The sequence below is a fragment of the Streptococcus parasanguinis genome, from assembly GCF_901875555.1.
GTDB lineage: Bacteria > Bacillota > Bacilli > Lactobacillales > Streptococcaceae > Streptococcus > Streptococcus parasanguinis_H.
Genome location: NZ_CABFMD010000031.1, coordinates 1 through 18103 on the forward strand (window position 1 = coordinate 1; position 18103 = coordinate 18103).

Annotated in this window: 25 protein-coding genes and 3 pseudogenes; 24 read left to right on the forward strand and 4 right to left on the reverse strand. The window is 35.3% G+C overall.

What is annotated here, in order from left to right; all coding sequences use genetic code 11:
* Nucleotides 1-249 precede the first annotated feature (249 nt).
* From JX304_RS10890 to JX304_RS10775, 4 genes and pseudogenes are all read left to right on the forward strand, one after another.
* A pseudogene (locus JX304_RS10890) lies at nucleotides 250-402 on the forward strand (transposase); the annotation flags it as partial.
* Nucleotides 403-616: 214 nt separating this feature from the next.
* Nucleotides 617-817 carry a DDE-type integrase/transposase/recombinase gene (locus JX304_RS06170; protein ID WP_205011719.1) on the forward strand — a complete coding sequence of 67 codons (201 nt, stop codon included), beginning with the start codon at nucleotides 617-619 and terminating at the stop codon, nucleotides 815-817.
* Between the two features lie 30 nt (nucleotides 818-847).
* Nucleotides 848-919, forward strand: a pseudogene (locus JX304_RS10965) (IS3 family transposase); the annotation flags it as partial.
* Between the two features lie 110 nt (nucleotides 920-1029).
* Nucleotides 1030-1134 carry a hypothetical protein gene (locus tag JX304_RS10775; RefSeq protein ID WP_222935347.1) on the forward strand — a complete coding sequence of 35 codons (105 nt, stop codon included), beginning with the start codon at nucleotides 1030-1032 and terminating at the stop codon, nucleotides 1132-1134.
* Between the two features lie 43 nt (nucleotides 1135-1177).
* Here JX304_RS10775 and JX304_RS06180 read toward each other — a convergent pair whose 3' ends face one another.
* The gene (locus JX304_RS06180) at nucleotides 1178-2548 is read right to left on the reverse strand and encodes a sensor histidine kinase (RefSeq protein ID WP_205011720.1); all 1371 of its coding nucleotides are present in this window, start codon (nucleotides 2546-2548) and stop codon (nucleotides 1178-1180) included.
* On the reverse strand, nucleotides 2545-3243 hold the full coding sequence (locus JX304_RS06185) for a response regulator transcription factor (protein WP_205011721.1): 699 nt from the start codon (nucleotides 3241-3243) through the stop codon (nucleotides 2545-2547). The genes JX304_RS06180 and JX304_RS06185 overlap by 4 nt, the downstream gene beginning before the upstream one ends.
* A gap of 180 nt (nucleotides 3244-3423) precedes the next feature.
* Here JX304_RS06185 and JX304_RS10780 point away from each other — a divergent pair, with 180 nt between their 5' ends.
* The 4 genes from JX304_RS10780 to JX304_RS06205 are packed head-to-tail and all read left to right on the forward strand — an operon-like array spanning nucleotide 3424 to nucleotide 6125.
* On the forward strand, nucleotides 3424-3741 hold the full coding sequence (locus JX304_RS10780; protein WP_239649414.1) for a type A2 lanthipeptide: 318 nt from the start codon (nucleotides 3424-3426) through the stop codon (nucleotides 3739-3741).
* A complete protein-coding gene (locus tag JX304_RS06195; protein WP_205011722.1) occupies nucleotides 3734-4645 on the forward strand; it encodes an ABC transporter ATP-binding protein in 912 nt (303 codons plus the stop codon). The genes JX304_RS10780 and JX304_RS06195 overlap by 8 nt, the downstream gene beginning before the upstream one ends.
* Nucleotides 4646-4650: 5 nt before the next feature.
* Nucleotides 4651-5400, forward strand: coding sequence for an ABC transporter permease (locus tag JX304_RS06200; RefSeq protein ID WP_205011723.1), 750 nt, complete (start codon nucleotides 4651-4653; stop codon nucleotides 5398-5400).
* Nucleotides 5397-6125: an ABC transporter permease gene (locus tag JX304_RS06205; protein ID WP_205011724.1), complete on the forward strand. Its 729-nt coding sequence runs from the start codon at nucleotides 5397-5399 to the stop codon at nucleotides 6123-6125. Before JX304_RS06200 ends, JX304_RS06205 begins: the two co-directional genes overlap by 4 nt.
* A 544-nt stretch (nucleotides 6126-6669) precedes the next feature.
* Here JX304_RS06205 and JX304_RS06210 read toward each other — a convergent pair.
* Nucleotides 6670-7206: a hypothetical protein gene (locus JX304_RS06210; RefSeq protein ID WP_205011725.1), complete on the reverse strand. Its 537-nt coding sequence runs from the start codon at nucleotides 7204-7206 to the stop codon at nucleotides 6670-6672.
* Between the two features lie 202 nt (nucleotides 7207-7408).
* Nucleotides 7409-7906, reverse strand: a pseudogene (locus tag JX304_RS06215) (S24 family peptidase); the annotation flags it as partial.
* 26 nt (nucleotides 7907-7932) lie between these two features.
* On the opposite strand from JX304_RS06215, the gene JX304_RS06220 reads away from it, so the two are divergent.
* From JX304_RS06220 to JX304_RS06290, 16 genes are all read left to right on the forward strand, one after another.
* The gene (locus JX304_RS06220) at nucleotides 7933-8205 is read left to right on the forward strand and encodes an NADAR family protein (RefSeq protein WP_205011726.1); all 273 of its coding nucleotides are present in this window, start codon (nucleotides 7933-7935) and stop codon (nucleotides 8203-8205) included.
* A gap of 188 nt (nucleotides 8206-8393) precedes the next feature.
* Complete coding sequence (locus JX304_RS06225) at nucleotides 8394-8630, forward strand: TIGR04197 family type VII secretion effector (protein ID WP_239649415.1); 237 nt, start codon at nucleotides 8394-8396, stop codon at nucleotides 8628-8630.
* Nucleotides 8631-8743: 113 nt separating this feature from the next.
* Complete coding sequence (locus JX304_RS06230; protein ID WP_205011727.1) at nucleotides 8744-9097, forward strand: DUF3958 family protein; 354 nt, start codon at nucleotides 8744-8746, stop codon at nucleotides 9095-9097.
* Nucleotides 9094-10902 carry a hypothetical protein gene (locus tag JX304_RS06235; RefSeq protein ID WP_205011728.1) on the forward strand — a complete coding sequence of 603 codons (1809 nt, stop codon included), beginning with the start codon at nucleotides 9094-9096 and terminating at the stop codon, nucleotides 10900-10902. The genes JX304_RS06230 and JX304_RS06235 overlap by 4 nt, the downstream gene beginning before the upstream one ends.
* Nucleotides 10903-10904: 2 nt before the next feature.
* Entirely contained in the window at nucleotides 10905-11138 is a 234-nt protein-coding gene (locus tag JX304_RS06240) for an Imm74 family immunity protein (RefSeq protein ID WP_024056346.1), read from the forward strand.
* A 302-nt stretch (nucleotides 11139-11440) separates the two neighbouring features.
* A complete protein-coding gene (locus JX304_RS06245) occupies nucleotides 11441-11788 on the forward strand; it encodes a barstar family protein (RefSeq protein WP_003007812.1) in 348 nt (115 codons plus the stop codon).
* An 87-nt stretch (nucleotides 11789-11875) separates the two neighbouring features.
* On the forward strand, nucleotides 11876-12610 hold the full coding sequence (locus tag JX304_RS10785) for a hypothetical protein (protein WP_070594971.1): 735 nt from the start codon (nucleotides 11876-11878) through the stop codon (nucleotides 12608-12610).
* An 11-nt stretch (nucleotides 12611-12621) separates the two neighbouring features.
* Entirely contained in the window at nucleotides 12622-12927 is a 306-nt protein-coding gene (locus JX304_RS06255; protein WP_003007809.1) for a hypothetical protein, read from the forward strand.
* Between the two features lie 3 nt (nucleotides 12928-12930).
* Complete coding sequence (locus tag JX304_RS06260) at nucleotides 12931-13119, forward strand: hypothetical protein (protein WP_049472572.1); 189 nt, start codon at nucleotides 12931-12933, stop codon at nucleotides 13117-13119.
* 16 nt (nucleotides 13120-13135) lie between these two features.
* Nucleotides 13136-13543, forward strand: a complete 408-nt coding sequence (locus JX304_RS10790; protein WP_239649421.1) for a hypothetical protein — start codon at nucleotides 13136-13138, stop codon at nucleotides 13541-13543.
* A gap of 269 nt (nucleotides 13544-13812) precedes the next feature.
* Nucleotides 13813-14142, forward strand: coding sequence for a hypothetical protein (locus tag JX304_RS06265; RefSeq protein WP_239649416.1), 330 nt, complete (start codon nucleotides 13813-13815; stop codon nucleotides 14140-14142).
* A 176-nt stretch (nucleotides 14143-14318) separates the two neighbouring features.
* Complete coding sequence (locus tag JX304_RS06270; RefSeq protein WP_205011729.1) at nucleotides 14319-14750, forward strand: hypothetical protein; 432 nt, start codon at nucleotides 14319-14321, stop codon at nucleotides 14748-14750.
* A 163-nt stretch (nucleotides 14751-14913) separates the two neighbouring features.
* On the forward strand, nucleotides 14914-15297 hold the full coding sequence (locus tag JX304_RS06275) for a hypothetical protein (RefSeq protein WP_205011730.1): 384 nt from the start codon (nucleotides 14914-14916) through the stop codon (nucleotides 15295-15297).
* Between the two features lie 405 nt (nucleotides 15298-15702).
* On the forward strand, nucleotides 15703-16179 hold the full coding sequence (locus JX304_RS06280) for a hypothetical protein (RefSeq protein WP_205011731.1): 477 nt from the start codon (nucleotides 15703-15705) through the stop codon (nucleotides 16177-16179).
* 16 nt (nucleotides 16180-16195) lie between these two features.
* A complete protein-coding gene (locus JX304_RS10935) occupies nucleotides 16196-16420 on the forward strand; it encodes a hypothetical protein (RefSeq protein WP_345770909.1) in 225 nt (74 codons plus the stop codon).
* 238 nt (nucleotides 16421-16658) lie between these two features.
* The gene (locus JX304_RS06290) at nucleotides 16659-17696 is read left to right on the forward strand and encodes a M42 family metallopeptidase (protein WP_205011732.1); all 1038 of its coding nucleotides are present in this window, start codon (nucleotides 16659-16661) and stop codon (nucleotides 17694-17696) included.
* Nucleotides 17697-18103: the final 407 nt, after the last annotated feature.

The window sequence follows — 18103 nt, forward strand, 5'->3', positions numbered from 1 at the left end:
GACCATCTAAAATGGGACGTAAGCCAAAGAAGAAACCTGAAGAGATGACAGAGCTAGAGCGACTTCAGGAAGAATTACTAAAAAAGTATCAGAGCTTGATAAGAGAATCGACAAAGTAAGTCTTATCAAGCTAGTGGAAGAGTATAAGAAAACGAGCCTATATCTATTATTTTAGAATGTTTCGGCGTCAAACGCTCCACCTTTTATCGCTGGAAACAGGAGTGTAAGAATTCTCAGAAAAGAGGCGAAATAGCAGATAAAATCGAACAACTCTGTATAGAAAATCACTTTATTTACGGCTATCGAACCATCACTCGCTTACTAAAGAAAGTTTATAACCTCGTCGTTAATCGCAAGAAGGTCTATCGTATCATGAAGGGAAAGGGCTGCCTTTGCCGTGCCCGTCCCAAGAAGGGACCTAAATTAGGGAAGCCTTACCATGTAACAGACAATAAGCTGGATCGTGATTTTCAGGCAGACAAGCCTATGGAGAAGCTTGTCATAGACATCACCTACCTCTACTTTGGAAACTGTAGACTTTATCTATCTTCGATCATAGATCTCTATAATCGTGAAATAGTAGCTTATACCATCTCCGAGTGCCAAGATACGGACTTTGTGCTCGACAGAGCTACCTCAAGGAGTACTTTTACACAGCGACCAAGGATCTGTCTACACCTCAAAAGCCTACTATCAAGCTTGTACGGAAAAAGGCATTACCCGCCCTATGTCCCGAAAAGGAACGCCAGCAGATAATGCCTGTATCGAATGGTTTCACTCTGTTCTCAAGTCTGAAACCTTCTCTCTCCATAAGTGAAGAAACATAACTGGAGATAGTATAACAGATATTGTCAAAAATTACATCATATTTTATAATGAAACTAGAATTCAACAAAAATTGACTGACCAGTCCCCTGTAGAGTACAGAGAATTGGTCGTAGAAGGGGTCCAGCAACCGAAGGGCGCTAGCCTTCAAATTTTCCTCCCAAAATGTGTCCAAAATATTGACAGAATTCCAACACGGAAGATTTGGCACAGAATGGATTATTTGGTTTTACGACTTTCTTTATCATCTTTAACCTTGCTTTGCTTGTCTTGGCAGGCTGGGTAGGGTATAAGTGGAAGATAAGATGAAAAAAATGGAGAAAACTCTAATGGTTCTTCTCCATTTTTTTATCTAATTGGTAATGTTGAAAATCGGAAGTGAAATGATACTTTCAAAGAATTCATTTTGAACACTAGCAAACGAAATAGAACCCTGATGCAAATCAACAATTTGTTTTGAAATTTTTAGCCCAATTCCAGTCGTTCTAATTTTAGAAATATCAATGTTTTTAAAAGATAATTCATTAAGTTCAGCAATTTTTTCTGGTGAAGCTCCCTGTCCATTATCTTTGATTTCGACAATTACATTTGTATCTTTTTTGAATAAGTGGATTCTTATTGTGCAACCCTTCTCGTTATGTAAAACAGAGTTGTAGATGATATTATGGATAACTCTTGTGATTAAAAACTGCTCAATCATGATAGATTGATTAACAAGTGAATAATCGTAATCAAATTCAAATTCAAAATCATTCCAGATTTCTTGATTTAAAATATGGATGAGAATGTCTTTGAAGAAGGGGATAATTTTTGTTTCAGTCTGATTTAATTGAAGATGACCGGATGAAAGGCGAGCTACTATATTTAAGTCATTTAAAATATTTTGGATGTAATAGGATTCTGTCAATATTGGGCGAATATGTTTTTTAGACTGTGTATCTAGTTCAGAATCATTTAACAAGGACGCGTTAGAAATGATGACAGAAAGAGGTGTTTTGATATCGTGTGCAATACCTGAAATCCATTGCTCTTTAAAGACTTCATTCTCTTTGAGTAGAGTATCAGTTTGATTAATTGCAGTTGTAAGATATTCTAGTTCTGATATAGAATTTATTGGATTTTTCAAACCATCTGGGAGATTCTGAATAGCAGTTACAAGAGGCGCAATTTTACGATTGATATGCGTCACACCATAGTAGTAAAGAAAAGCGAAATAGAGGCAGTTGAAAAGCAATACTCCAAATGCTACTAGCGGAATCAGGCGAATACTATCTATATCTAAGTAATTATAACTATAACGAGCAATTTTATCTTTTGGAAAACCAACAACAATGATGTAGTCACCTTTTATCTGACTAAAAACAGGATAATCTGAAAGATAATAGCGAGAAAATTGTAAAATGTCCCCATAGTCAAATTGCGAAGGAACTTCTGTAGGTTTATACTGTTCGTACACTTGTTTGCCAGTCTGCTTATCCAATACCATGAGCCATAACTTTTGTTCTTTTAGACTAGAAATATCATTTCTAGGTATGTGGACGTTATTTTTTGTGATGGTAATGTGTTCAGAAATTATTTTCACAGTCTCAGTAGCAGTTTGCTTTTCCTTAATGTAGAAAACAAAACTGGCAATTAGAAGAATATTGGTAATGAAGATAATGATGGAAAAAAAGATAAATTTCTTTAGTGAATACCTTAAAATTTTGGTTTGGTTCATAATCATGATAACAATTTATATCCCAGCCCTTTAGCTGTCTTTAAATATTGAGGTTTTGAAGGATTTTCTTCTATTTTTTCTCGAATTTTCCGAATATGTACAGTCAAAGTGTTTTCATAACCAAAGCTATCCACTCCCCAAATCGTATCACAGAGAGATTCGGTTGAAACGATGTAATTTTTATTATCGTAAAGTTTTTTCAAAATCTGAATTTCAATTGGCGTAATAGAAATTTCTGCTCCATTTTTTTGTACTGTTGCATTTCGAAAACTCACCAAAGTCTGTCCAATCTGTATTGCTTCCTGTTCTGATTTATAGCTTCTCCGGAGCAGAGCCATAATACGATAGATAAGATTTTTTGGAATGAAGGGTTTCATGACATAATCATCACCACCAGCATTGAAACCAGCTACCTCATCTTCAGGATTATTTTTGGCAGTCAGAAAGAGGATAGGTGTATCGCTTTTTTTTCGGATATGTTTTGCTAATGTGTAGCCATCACCATCGGGGAGCATAATGTCCAAAAGGAAAAGGTCGAACTGCTCTGTTTCAATCATGTCCAAACTAGATTCTATATCATAGGCTGATGTTAGATTGGAAAATCCGTAGGCAGTGAGAATATCTCTTATGGAAGAGTTTAAAATTTTATCGTCATCAATGATAAGGATATGCTTATTCAGGAGTTGTTGTTCGAAATTCATAATCTTACCTCACTTATCTATATTATACCATTTAAAAGAGTGAAAAAAGGTAAAACACTTTAATCTTAATGTAAAATTAAGGTTAGCTTAGTTTAAAATTAATCTAGCACGTCTATAATAAAGACATAACCTAGATAGAGATACTTCTCAAATAAATTTTAATCAGTGAGGTATTTCCAAATGGCTGAACAACAAATGAATCTCGTTGAGATTGAAGCAATGAATTCTCTTCAAGAATTGACTCTTGAAGAACTCGATAACGTTCTTGGTGCTGGTGGTGGAGTAATCCAAACCATTGTTTTAAGCAATCAATTTTATTCAGACAAAACAATGGTAATAGTGAGTCACCAATTAGATATTGTGAATTATGTTGATTCTACCATTTTTGTTGATAAGAGTTGTGGAGATGTTATCAAAGATACTCATGATAATTTGATTTATAGAAATCAAAATTATAGAAAATTATTTGGTTTAAAGGAGAAAGTTCATAATGATTAGTAATGTTTTACAGATAAAAAACTTACAAAAGGAATTTAAGAACACTCAGGTAGTTAACCTTAGTTCCTTATCAGTTCAACAAGGTGAGATTTATGGTTTTCTAGGTCCAAATGGAGCTGGGAAAACAACCACCATGAAGATGATTTTGTCTTTGATTTCTCGTACAGCTGGGGAGATTGAAGTGTTCGGTCAACCCATAGGTACGGACAAGCAGTATCTTAATCAGATTGGCTCTATGATTGAAGAACCGTCTTATTATCCTAATTTGACAGGTTATGAAAATCTCTTGGTCTTCCAAAAAATCCTTGGATTTGATAAGAAAAATATTCAGGAAACCTTGAAAATTGTGGGGTTAGATCAACCTAAAAACAAGAAAAAATTGGTTAAAGATTATTCCCTGGGTATGAAACAGCGTTTGGCTTTAGCCTTTGCCTTAGTCAAGAAACCACGTTTGTTGATACTGGATGAGCCAACAAACGGGCTAGACCCAGCAGGGATTCATGAAATTCGGGAACTGATTATCAAGTTGGCAAAAGAACAGGGCATTACTGTCTTCATCTCTACCCATATCCTTTCTGAAGTTGAGCATATCGCTGACCGTGTGGGGATTATCAATCATGGTCAACTGGTTTACGAGGGAGAAATTCGTAAAATTCAGTCCAATAAATGGCTGGAAGTGCGTGGGGATTTTAGAGATCGACGTGAAGTCATTAGCCAAGTGTTATTTGGTTATCCGTGCAAGATGTTAGAGATACAAGAGGATAAACTCAAGCTGACTAACCTTGCCGATCAGCAGATTTCTAGTTTGTTACGAGATTTAATAGTCGAGAAAGTTCCAATTTATGAAGTGAAGCAAGAACAAGAAACCTTGGAATCTATCTTCCTTAACTTAACCAAGGAGTGAGTCTTATGTTGAATAATTTGTCTATTGAATTGCTCAAGGCAAAACGAACCAAATCCTTCCTCATTAGCATACTAGTTATGGGAGTTGGATTTGCTTGGGCAATTGCAGCCGCTACACGCTACCTAAGTAATCCACACATGCACCAGATTAGCCTAATTTTCTATATGATAAAAGAAGTAAATGGCTTGATTCTTCCTATTGTGGTTGCTCTCTTTGTATCGCGGATTGTCAAGAACGAGAAGGAGGGCAACACTTTCAAACTGCTTTTGGCAAATGGTGAAAATGTACGGCATATCTTTCTGAGTAAGCTTGGCCTGACTATGTTCGTTTTGATCTTTCTCGCTTTTTTGGAGGGAGTAGTAGTCCAGTTGATTGCAATCTTATCTGGTCTAGAAATGCCTGTTAGCCTAATCCTCTGGCAAATCGTCATTTTCCTGCTAGCCTCTTTTGTCTTGACCTGTCTGTTTTTGACTTTGCAGTTTTTACTGAAAAAGCAGGCATTGATACTGTCATTAGGGATTTTCGGAGGATTTCTTGGAGTTGGATTTGGTCATGCTCCAGCTTTTCTACAGCTGATTTTCCCTTTTGGTGGTATAGGATATCTGTCTTTGGTGGATTACCAGCAAGTCGCAAGTCAAGTGAGTTATGTTTTGGTGACAAACCTAGGATTTAAACTCTTTACATATTTGCCAATAGCCCTAATCTATCTCTTCTTATCTCTCTATCTGGTTGAAAAGAAAGGAGGCAAGCTATGATGTCTTATCTATCAGTAGAATGGCGGAAAACCAAAAAATTTTCCATGCTGATGATTGGTATTTGGTTCTTAGCTTTTTGTAGCCTGATTGGTCTTGGGATTTACTTTGGTTCAGCTTATTCTATGGTTGCAGAAAGTGAAAAAGTACCTGTTTTATGGGGACAATTGACCTTCTATTATAGCCAGCTTTTCTTTCCGATTTTGGTCAGCCTTTATGTAGCCATGATGTTAGGAAAAGAGTTTGATAGAAAAAATATTGAATTTCTCAGAGCTAATAATGTCAGTCTTGGGAAATTATTGTTGGCAAAAGAAATAGTAATTATCTTGTTTATTGCTGTTTTACAGTTGTTCTTGTTTGGTATTTTTTATGTCAGTGCTCACCTAGCTCATTTAGAAATTTCTAATTTGTTCACCTACCTCAAGTGGGATTTATTGGGGATTTTTGGAACAATTAGTATGATGGCAGTACAGTTTTTTGTGACAGCTAAAACTCGTGTATTTAGTAAATCTGTGGGAATTGGTTCTATTGGTACTTTCGTAGGATTCATGATGATTTTTGTATCTGATAAATTATCTTTAATCTATCCCTACTCCCAAGCTATGGTGGCAATGCGGTCACGGAATTTGATAGACTTTAATTTAGTGGAAATATTGCTGTTTATCATTGTAAATATTCTTCTGTGGGGGATTTTTCATACATTGAGTAATAAAGAATTGCATAAGTAATGCGAAGACTCTTCGGAGTCTTTTTCTTGTGATAAAACTTACAAGTTCTTTTTGATATTCTTGACCTAGTTTTTATAGAAAGAAGGTCTAAGATGTTAAATAAAGAACAACTTTCTTTTGAACTAGATTAAAAAATATATAGCTTTATAATTGATCAAGAAAATAGCACCTTCCATTTATCAGGAGAAGGTGCCACTGATTCAACAGTAAAATATAAAGTTAAAGATGGTACCATTACAGTCGATATATCAGGAATAGAACATGAACATTACTAAAAAGGCAGTAAAGCATATAATAAAGTACTTCAACAATATAAGTAGAAACAGAGCTATGAAGTTTTAATTTCATACTTAATTAGGATATAAAAAACACCCTGAAAGATAGATGGAAAATCTAACTTTTAGGGTGTTGTTAATTTTAAGAGCATTGAATATGTTTTTATTTTGTAAGGGAAACACGGAAATCAGTGTATTTGCTATAATCAAAATCTTCATTAAGCCCTGTTACAAATAAAATTGGTGTGTAATGGCCCTCTCTTTTTCTATCAATAGCCTACATCTGAATAAGCAATGTAATATCGAACTTCTTGGTCACGATTTTTTTGAACAAAGCTGTACCACCACTCACCGTTTTCGTACATGTAATTGTCCCACTCAATGTTTGCTTGAGGTTGTACATAAGCAACACCGCTGCTTTTATCAGGTGAAGCATAGACAGGGGTATCTTTTAACAACTCCAAAGTACCAGAAGTGGCTTCCCAACCGCCATAACCTGTTTTCGGATCAGATTTAGAAGTTGTGGTTCCAGCTTGATTAGCACTGTTACCTTGACTTGGTTGCGTTGGTGTTTGAGCTTGCGCTTGTGTTGGTGCAGTAGTTGTTGCACTAGAAGCGGCACTAGCTTCAGCAGTTTTTGTCTCTTTCTTTCCAGAAGATGCTTTTGCTTTTTTCTGACTAGACTTCATCGTTGTTTGTGCTTCTTTGGCAGAAGATTTGCTCTCCTCTTTTTTTGAACCACAGGCTACGAGTAGGCTTGCAGACGCTAATACTAAAAGTGCTGAACTTGTCCATTTTTTCATCATCATGATACCTCACTTCATTTGATACACACTATTATATTACGAAATTACACATTGTCAAGCACTTTTTGAAATATTTTTGTAACATTTCGTAATTTATCTAAATATTTAAAAGATTGGCGTATAGAGTTTCCATGTAAATGATTTCTACATTCCTCTATTACATAATCATCAGAAATAGAAAATAAACGTAAATTAAATGTTGTTAGAGTTTTATTGGTACAAAATTACCAACAATAATTCCTACTATTCGCGGATCTTCATCATAAGAAAGAAAAATATCTTGATAGTTTGAATTGATAGAAACTAACCTTAAGCCATGCTCCTCTCGATAAACTCGTTTAATATAAGTCTGGCTATTGCAGACTACAGCATAAACTGCACCATCATAATCAAATCCTGTTTCACGAATGAGAGCAACAGAACCATTTTTATATTTGGGCTCCATCGAGTCTCCAGATACCCATGAAGCAAAGTCATGAGCTAGTTCTTCATCAAAATAAACAGTATCATAGTCCTGATCATTATAAACTGATGAACCGATACCAGCCGACATTTTTTCGTAAACGTGGTATTCGTATAGTTTCTCTGCTATTGAAATAACATTCTTACATTGTTCTTTCTGAACTAGTTTTTTGATATAGCTAAGTGCTTGATCTTTTCCTTCATCTGATAGTGCATTATATAGCCGAACGAATTCAAGAGAAAATTCGTCAGATAGCATCTCCGATGGATGCTGCTTTAGAGGGGCGCAATCGTCAAAACCCCTTGAGACCAGATTGGGAAGAGATCAAAGATGAGGTGATGCTCCTGCCCATTCGGATGAAATTTAGCCAAAATACCGAAATCGCTAAAGAATTGCTCGCGACAGGAGATGCCCTCCTCATCGAACATACGCAAAATGACGCCTACTGGGCTGATGGGGGAGATGGATCTGGAAAGAACAAGCTAGGCCTTCTCTTAATGCAAGTACGGGAAGAGTTGAAAAACCTCACCCTGTAACCTCTCCTCTTGCTATACCATTTAACAGCCTAGTTTTGGTATGAATGCCACAATGATCAATAATAAGGAACTCAAGTCAGTTGGCTTGAGTTTTTTTGTGTGGGCGAATGTGCTGGGAATACCACTAACTAGGCTTTTTTATAGCTGTGAAAGATGTTATAACATGAAAAAATTTAAAGGAGAAATGAATGGGAGATAAATACACAGTAAAAAGTGATCTTTCGGTGGCTGCTAAGCATGCTACTGCAATAGGATCTGCCAATAATTATTCAGCTATTACAGTTCAAAGAGATGAACAAACGACAGTTGCTGGTAATAATAGTGCAAAAAATGGTATTAGTCAATTTGAGAATCTTCAGACTCAGCTATCGAATCATATTGTGAATATGATTCAAAATATCCATAGCTTGGCCGACCAATTTTAAGATAAGGATGCCATGATTCGTCAAAATTTAAATATTTTGAATACCATTCAGTCTAAGCCATCATTCTCAAATGAAGCGAAATCAAAATACTTAGATGTATTAGAGGATTAGATATGAGTGCAGAAGATACATGGAATAAGCTCCATGAGAAAGAACGACAACTTTCAGATAAAGAGTGGGACTTATATCAGCGGATAGAAAAATTAGATTCGAAGAAAATGGAAGTAATGGATCAGCTGTTGAATGATTCACATTGGTTAAATGATCTAGATTTTCTTTTCGAAGGTAGTAGATATCAAAGTCAAATGATGGATGACCAGTTAGAATTCCAGCATCAAGTGAGAATAATGGAATACAGCCTGGATGAAGAATTAGAAAAACTTCGGAAAGAACATAAATCTATTGAAATAAAGTTAGATTCGATTCACCAAGAAAAAAGACGATTAGTGACGGAGGAAATCACATGAGTATAGATATGTATCTAGAATCCGCCAGAAGTCAGGCAAATAGTTTATCTAGTATATCCGCCCAGTGCGTGCAACAGAATATTGAATTGATTAAAGTTCTTGAAAATTTTGTAGCTGAAGAAGAGTTAAAAGGGCATGCTTACGACTCAGCAAAAGCGCATATTACAAGTACTGTAATTCCATTAATCCAAGGGATTGTCTTGTACCAAGAATCACTGGCGGAGGAGTGTCAAAAATTTGTCAGTCAATATACCTCTGATGTAGATAGTAAAAGTTGGCGTCAAGTGGATTTAGAAGAAAAAATTAGGGAAGCAGATCAAAAGATTTCCAGTCTACGACAGTTAATGGAAACAAAATCGGATAATAAGATTTCAGCATTTCTAAATCTTTCGGTATCCATAGCCGTATTAGAAGGAGCAAAACAAAAATTACAGAAAATATTAATTAGCCTGCTTACTTTTAATGCAGTATCTCCAACTATCTTTTTAAATTCAGAGCGGTATTTATTGGCCGTTCAAAATGGTTTTGCCCAAGCTGCACAATCATGGGATGCTGCTAGCGGAACCTACTTGCCTCCAAGTAGTGGAACTGATCTATCATGGAAGCAAACAATCTCTTTAGGATGGCAAAAACGACAAGACATTCTGAACAAAGTGAAGAATCCGAAAGTTGAAACGTTAGAGGAAAAACTTTCAAAAATGTCACGTGCAGAACTGGAGGAAGAGTATGGTACTGTAATTCAATCCTATAAAAGGTTTCTTACAATGGGACAAGGCGATAATGTGACTGCTACTATGGATTTTGAGGATGTGAAACTAATTTGGAAGCGGTATAATGAAGTGAGGGATGATCACTTAGGATTATTACCTTCAGAATTAGCCAAGGTGGACCCAAAATTTAAGAAACGTATCGATGCAATGGATCAAGAAGCGTTAGAAGAGGCCTACCCAGAACTTAAAACATTGATCTCCATGGCTCATGTGAATCCATATGCACAACTATTTAAATCTGAAACAGAACGTGCTAATTATGATTATCTACTAGACCGCTATTTCCTTTTAGATAGTCAAAAAATGCTTAGTTGGCGAGATCCCGCTTTTCAAACTAAATATGATTATTATATAATTGAAGAAGGAATTAATCCTTTTACAGGCAAACCAGCTACACAGGAAGAAATCAATCGGGCAAAAGATATCAAGAAGGTGAGAGCTTTTACTGATACCCTCCAACTAGCAAGTTCCCTGTATACCTCTTATGTTGGATACAATCAGTACTACAATAAACCCTATACAACGTTCTCGGATGTATTTAGTAAAGTAAAAGGGAAGGTTCCTGTCTTCAATAGGAAACCAGTAATTCCTGTTTTTTCAAATAGATATTCAAAAATAGATTTTACTCAAACTGACTTTGATGTTGAGTTAATAAGAGGTAGATTGAAAACTGATCCAGATACGGCTTTTTTCTGGTCAGGACGAACAGATGGCATTGGAGGAATGGATGTTGCGAAAAAAATAGCAAAAAATAAAGGAGGAGTTACATTAGAATCTACGATTGATGATACGAACATTGTAATGCCTGAATGGGATTTTAATACTCCTTCAAGTGTAACAGCTTGGGAGGAAGCTTCGAATGTTTACGCAGAGCAAGTATCTGGTGAAATAAGAGCTGTAGTTGGTAGCGAACTACGACCAGGAAATATTTGGGAAAACATCGAACTACCAAGATTGAAGGCCAATCCAAATGTTACTAAGGTTACAACAATAGATCCTAAAACAGGGGTAGAAAAAATTATATTCGAGAGGTAGAAATGAAAATTACAGGAACAAGATCAACAATTACTTTTGATTTAGAGAATGGTTTCCTCATAAAAGCACAAGGAGAATTGCTGATCAATAAAAAATTTGTTGTTTATAAAGATAGTATGACACAATGGGAGCCTCCTCATGAGAATCTTCCGATAACTCAAAGAGAAATAGAAAATATTATTAATACAGCTAAAAAAATGGAGAGCAATCAAACTATTCAATTAGACTTTGTATAATTATATTGTATTCTAAGAGAAATAAATCTCTATACAAGTGGTCAGGTTGTCTATCATGGGACCAAACTCCTAGGTGGAAGTGAAGAAGATGCTCAAACTGCAAACTTTATCGGGAACATCGTAGGAGGTTATGTGGCCTCCTCAGCAACCAGCAAGTTTAGTTTGAATCAACCTATTTTTTCAAATCGATATTCAAAAATAGATTTTACTCAAAACAGAAGACCATTATAAAACATTTTAAAAAAATAGAATAGAGGTTTGAAATCCTGAAAAATAGAATTCATTACATTACGAAACTTGAAATGCAAGATCGATTGCCTTTCAGTGGCTTTGTAGCAAATTTTGATGGGAAGCAGATCCAAAACAAAGAAGAACTATTTCGTTTTCTTGAAAAAAATGTCGGACTTCCTGATGCCAATAATTGGTCATCTATTACAGATTGGCTGACAGACTTATCATGGATAAAAGCTGAAGAATACAACTTTATTCTTGAAAATTATGATAGCTTCTTAAAAGATGACTTATCATCTAAAGACTTATTTTTAGAAATTTTGGAAGAAGATATTCTTCCTTGGTGGGAATGCGATGTTGAAAAGCATGTTGTTGGCAGTAAGGTCAAGAGTTTTCAAGTTTACATAGTAGAAAATTAAAAATAGGACAAAGTTTTAAGGAGCTACCTTAAGGTAACCACTTATGTTGGATATAATCAGTACTACAATAAACCCTATACAACGTTCTTGGATGTATATAGTAAGGTAAAAGGGAAGATTCCATTCTTCAATAGGAATCCAGTAATTCCTGAGGTTAACCTTAAGGTAGATATCAATGGTAAAACTATAACAGAAACCACAAAACCTTATGATCGCGAACATATTTTACGAAATATAGAAGAAAGCAGGCTTGCGAGGGAGAATTCAGGGTTTAAAGACTTTTCAACCACGAGGCTTCAGCCGGTAGTCAAGCCTCAGCCTGCACCTAAGAATTTAGATGTTGAGGGACCAGTAGTAAATAATATTCAATCTAAATATCCCGATTTGCAAACTTATGAATATAATTCATATACAAATCCTGGTCCACTAAATGATTTAAGAGGTCAGCCTAATGTTAATTTTTATGGGGGACGGTATGATGTTGAAGTTTTGAAGTCTCCTAAAATATTATATCGAGCTGGCGACCAAAGCAATCCGCTAGGGCAATGGTTTACAGAATCAGCCCCACATTCTGAGATAGAAGTTAGAATAAATACGGCAGTAAAACCAATTTGGACAGATCGTTCAGGAAACTACACTGGCAGCTCTCCTTTAAATACAGTTTACGAAATAAAAATACCAGCTGGCACAACAATATACAGAGGACCTGTTGCGAGTCAAGGAGGCATCTATCAAGGTGGTTTGGAATATGAACAAATTTTTATTGAAACTCCGTGGAAAATAGAAGGTGTAGAGGTTATTAGCTCAAAACCATTAAATTAGTGAGGAAAGAAATGAAACGAAAAGAATTATTAGATAATATCAAATTAATATTACCACTATTAAATCAATACAATGATGGGACAATTCATGTACAAATTTCATTTTTACAAGGATTAGAATGTGCATTGGAAAATGGTGACTCACTCCCTACAATAAGAGAAATTAAAGATATCCTTTATCCTCCAAGAGGAGGTCTATCAGACTTTTTTGTTTGGAAGAATGATTATTTGGAACGACTAAAAATTAATGAAGAAATTGAAGCCTACAATAATAGATTATGGGAGCTTTTAAATCAAATAGAAAACTTGGAATCATAGTAAATGCATCAAATTTTAAAATTAGAAGCATTTCATCAATCTCATACAAGAATTCCAAGCGGAAATGAAGCATCTGCTTTTGAAGATTTTTGGAAACCAGGAGGACAAACCTTCCCAGGAAATATGCCAGAAGCAATCATTGATGAAGTTCCGTGGGGAGAATTTACAATTAGAAAATTAGGAGGCGACTAGAACGAGTTTAACTAAAATAACATGGGAAGAATTTGATGCCTTTGATAAGATTGAATCACCGAAGGGATATGATTTTCGAAGACATGAAGGGAAATATTACACTTTTGGAGAGTTTGGAGTAGCTTCAGTTCGTCGTGTCTTTGAAATTAATCCTTCTGATTTTAATGAATATTTATTAGGCAAGAGGACGGCACGTGAAATTGATTTTAAAGCGGAGAACGATCGTTGGCCACCAACGGAAGAAGAAAAGAAAGCTAGTGAGAAACAATTTATATTAAAAGGCTTAACTCCTTTAATAGCTAGTCCTAAAAGTTGGGAATTATTTACTCAGGAGGAGCTTGAGACGTTAATTCCGCTTGCTGAACAAAAATGGATTGACTGGAGAGGCAAGCTTCCAGATGATTATGTATCGCCATTGAAATAGCTTGTAAGGAACTTGTTTATACACTGTTAGTTGTAGGCAAGTTCCTGTTTTCACTTTAAGTGGACTAAATGAATCGCAAAATATTGACAGAATTCCAAGACTTACACTGAAAGAACCTGACGATTTTTAGTTCACATGATGATTCAAATTCCAAAAAAATAAAAAAAAAGAATGATTAGGTTACAAGGATATAGCTAACAGTTTATTTAAGATCTATATGAGCGAGAGAAATTTATCGACAAATTATTTAAGATAATAAGGAGTATATAATGAATATTCTTAAAAAAATTGAAGATAAAACATATCAAAATGCAGACTTAATAAATAATATAGATTTAAATCCTATAGTTTCTTATCATATTATCAAAGAAATTGTTAACAGTAAGATTAATGATATTAACGTTATTAATAAATTAATAGAAATTTCTGTCAGACTGTCTGTCAATGATTCAGTATTAGGTCCAATTTGTTTGGGTCATATGTCTTTGGCTGCGTTAAGAAAATTAGGGATTGATTTAAGAAAAGTTGATAGTCGTTCAGCTATTTCTGATTACGATTGGGAATTAGTTGATAATTTTTATCACGAAAATGGATGGTGAGGAAATAGATCCTTATAAGAAACAGGAAAGTCAATTCAATTAATTCTATACGAACTAAAAAGAATACTTGATGAGGTTTACTTAGGAGATTTACCACTTTACCGTTTGGCTATCACTTCAAAAGTAGAAGAAAAAGGTAGTTTTTTACTAAGACTGAAAGAAATAGGAATAATAAAGTGATAATAAAATTAAAAAATAGGATTGAATACGAAGTTTCAAAAATTGCAAATTTAAAATTAGATGAATTTGGAATTTATTTTTCCGAACAACCTCCCTACTTTCCAGAGGGAATTTCTGTAATAGAGGATGGAAATGGAAGATATAATCTGGCTTTTACTGAACGAGGGGAAATAAGATCCGAGATTTCTAAATTAGATGATAATGAGGTAACTTATCAAATTTTAAAGATAATCATTAAAAATATTTCCTCACATACCATTGATAAAAAGGATGTAGACTTAATTGAAAAATTGATCAAAAATAATGAATTTGAAAAAGTTAGTCAATTGGTTGAGAAAGTACAAGAGAATAGATATAGATATGAAAAGGAATTATTTGAAAAGATCAGTCCATTATATACTACATGGTACGAAAGAGAGCATGAATAATTAGTATAATTCCGATTGCTGTTTCAGTTCAAAATTTAATAATTCCAAGCGGAAATAAAGATTTAATTTTTGATGGTGTTTGGAGACCTGGTGGAAGAACATATCCGGGAGATATGCCCGAAGATGTCATGAAAGATATTAGTACCAAGAGAGGAGAATATACATGGAACATAGTAAATTAGCTTGGGAAGACGTTAGTAAGTTTGAAGAAATAAAAGGTTATGGACAACATGTTTGGCGACATCATGAGAAATATTTTTTTGTTACAGATGAAGGAGGAATAGCTGAACAGAGGGTAGTCTATGAATTCCCATTAGAACTATTTCAATTATTAAAGTCTGGGGAAAAAACACTTAAAGAAATTCATTTCAAGCTAAAAAACGACTGTTGGCCACCGAACGTGACACAAGAAGAAGCTAATAGAAATTTCTTGAGGCAATTTCCAGAAGCTTTAAGAGGAAATCCTAAAGCACAAGGTTTATTCACAAAGTCTGAACTGGAAGAAATATTACCCGAAGGGGCTGAAATTCTAGCTAGCAAAGATTAAAATAACTCTTTATATCTATGTTGGAATTGAAACAAATAAGAGTTTACAAATTAAGTATTAGTAAGCTCTTGCTTTAATTCTCGCCTATAAGAATTCTTTAGTGAAAATCCAACAGAGCACTCACAATATCAATTATCCCTTCATGAAACGAAATATTCAGCCTGAATTACAAGGGGAACAAAAAGACGAATTAAAAAGCAGTGAGGACCATTTTTGAGAAGTCAAGAGGACAAACTTTTCCAGAAGTATCTCAGAAGGGATAGAATAATAGCCTCACAGGATGCTTGGAATAAAGCCAGTGGGGACATTGAACGTTATAATAGCCTTTTTCAAGAGGAACAAATTCGCTTATTTAATATAATTGATCCTAAATATGGAGAGAAGAAGGAAGAAGAATAAACTAAATTGAAGGAAAAAATAAAAATTATAGAAGCTATTAAAGAAGGAAACGTTGAAGATATACTTCGCGGAAGACAAAAGTATCGAATTGAACCTCCAACTTTTGTTCCAGACGTTTTCCCTACAGATATTAATCAGGTACTGTTTGAATATTTTTATAATCAAAGTGATATCAAAAACATTCAATTATTATTAGAGAACTCTTTAATTAAATTGACAAAGAGTTCAGCTACGGATTTGTATATTTCAATATTATTTTTCGATTCAATACTCTTTATGGAAGATAAGGGTATTGCCACTTTTAAAATTGATACTTCAAAATTAGTAGCTGAAATAGCATCTGGGATACAAAAATTTCGGGAAGAGTTAACGAAAAGTATAACTTTTGATAATGGATTAACCAAAAAAGACCCTATGAATTTAATTGTCCGCTTCAATCAGAGGTACAAAAACAAATATAATTTTTTAATTCTTGAGGATTAGAAATAGGCTAGAACAAATGTTAAAAAGACAATATAAATTATTCAAGAGTGTCGACGACAGAATAGCACTCACCGTCCTATATAACAGAGAAAATTATAAAATTTTAACAATCTTTATGATGACGGAAGTTACTGATTTTTATCCAGATGTTCTAGAAGCTTTGGAGAATGTCATTTCTGGAAATATGGAAGAGTATGCTTTTGATGGTAATTTGTTGGGGATCGAAGTGGAAAAGAAATAACAGAAGTTTACTTCCAATTTGAGGAAGAAATATTAGGAGCCCCTTGCTTTATTCCAACTGAAGAACTGTATAAATTGGTTTTAGAGTGGAAAAAAATGGAAGAAAGAATGAAAAGAGGGGAAGAAATTTTTCCAGTGACTTTAGAGGATTAATGTTGAAAAACGCCAACCTGTAACCTCTCCTCTAGCTATTCCACCTATTTCATGCTAGAATAAAGAAAAACACATTTGGAGGCATTATGAATCAGACAGTGACTTATTTGCAGGAATTGACAGCCATTCCTTCCCCGACCGGTTTTACACGGGAGATCGCAGACTACTTGGTCAAAACCATTGAAGGCTTTGGGTACGAAGTAACTCGGACGGCTAAGGGTGGCGTGAATGTGACCGTACCTGGTGTGATCACAGACAAGCAACGCTACGTCACAGCCCATGTGGATACCTTGGGGGCTATTGTCCGCGCTGTGAAAGCAGATGGTCGCCTCAAGCTAGACCGTATCGGTGGTTTCCCTTGGAATATGATTGAAGGGGAAAACTGTACGGTCCATGTAGCCAATACAGGAAAGACCCATACGGGGACAATTTTGGTCCATCAGACTTCTTGCCACGTCTATAAGGATGCGGGAACTGTCGAGCGGACCCAGGACAATATGGAAGTCCGTCTGGATGAAAAAGTAACCAATGAGAAAGAAACCCGTGCCCTTGGTATTGAAGTGGGTGATTTTGTCAGCTTTGATCCCCGGACCATTGTGACTGATACCGGCTTTATCAAATCTCGTCACTTAGATGACAAGGTGAGTGCGGCGATTCTCTTGAATCTTCTACGCATCTACAAGGAAGAACAGATTCAATTGCCAGTAACGACCACCTTTGCCTTTTCAGTCTTTGAAGAAGTGGGGCATGGTGCTAACTCTAGTATCCCGTCTGAAGTAGTAGAGTACTTGGCAGTGGATATGGGGGCTATGGGAGATGACCAAGCGACGGATGAATACACGGTATCCATCTGTGTCAAAGACGCTTCAGGACCGTATCACTACGAATTCCGTCAGCATTTAGTAGCCTTGGCAAAAGCCCAAGAAATCCCTTATAAGTTGGATATCTATCCTTTCTATGGCTCAGATGCCTCTGCAGCCATGAGTGCAGGAGCAGAAGTCAAACACGCTCTTCTCGGAGCAGGGATCGAATCTAGCCACTCATATGAGCGGACCCACTTGGATTCTGTAGTCGCAACAGAGCGCATGGTCGATGCCTACCTCAAGAGTGACTTAGTAGAGTAAAAAGAACAACTATATTATCTAGTGGTTTAGAATGTTAACAAATAATTTTAAAATTAAGTGATATAAGTGATTCGAAAAAGTAGAATTGATATCTTTCCAGATTAAGACAGGAGTATATGGAAACTTTCCGCTGTGAGATAGGTGCCTGAAACACATTTGTTTCAGGCACTCGGGAGTTTTGAAACCTTAGATTCAAAACTAAGTCATGGAACTTCCTGGATTGCTGAAATTATCCACTGGATAATTTCACCTAACGTCCGAACTCACTTAAGGAAAGTTTCTAAGATAACTCGATCTTCGATTTTAACTACTCCACGGAGTAGTTTTTTTAAAAAACTAAAATTTTCTGAAAATTCCTTTTCTTCTGAAAATCTTTGTGGTATAATCTTAAAATAAACTTAAAATTT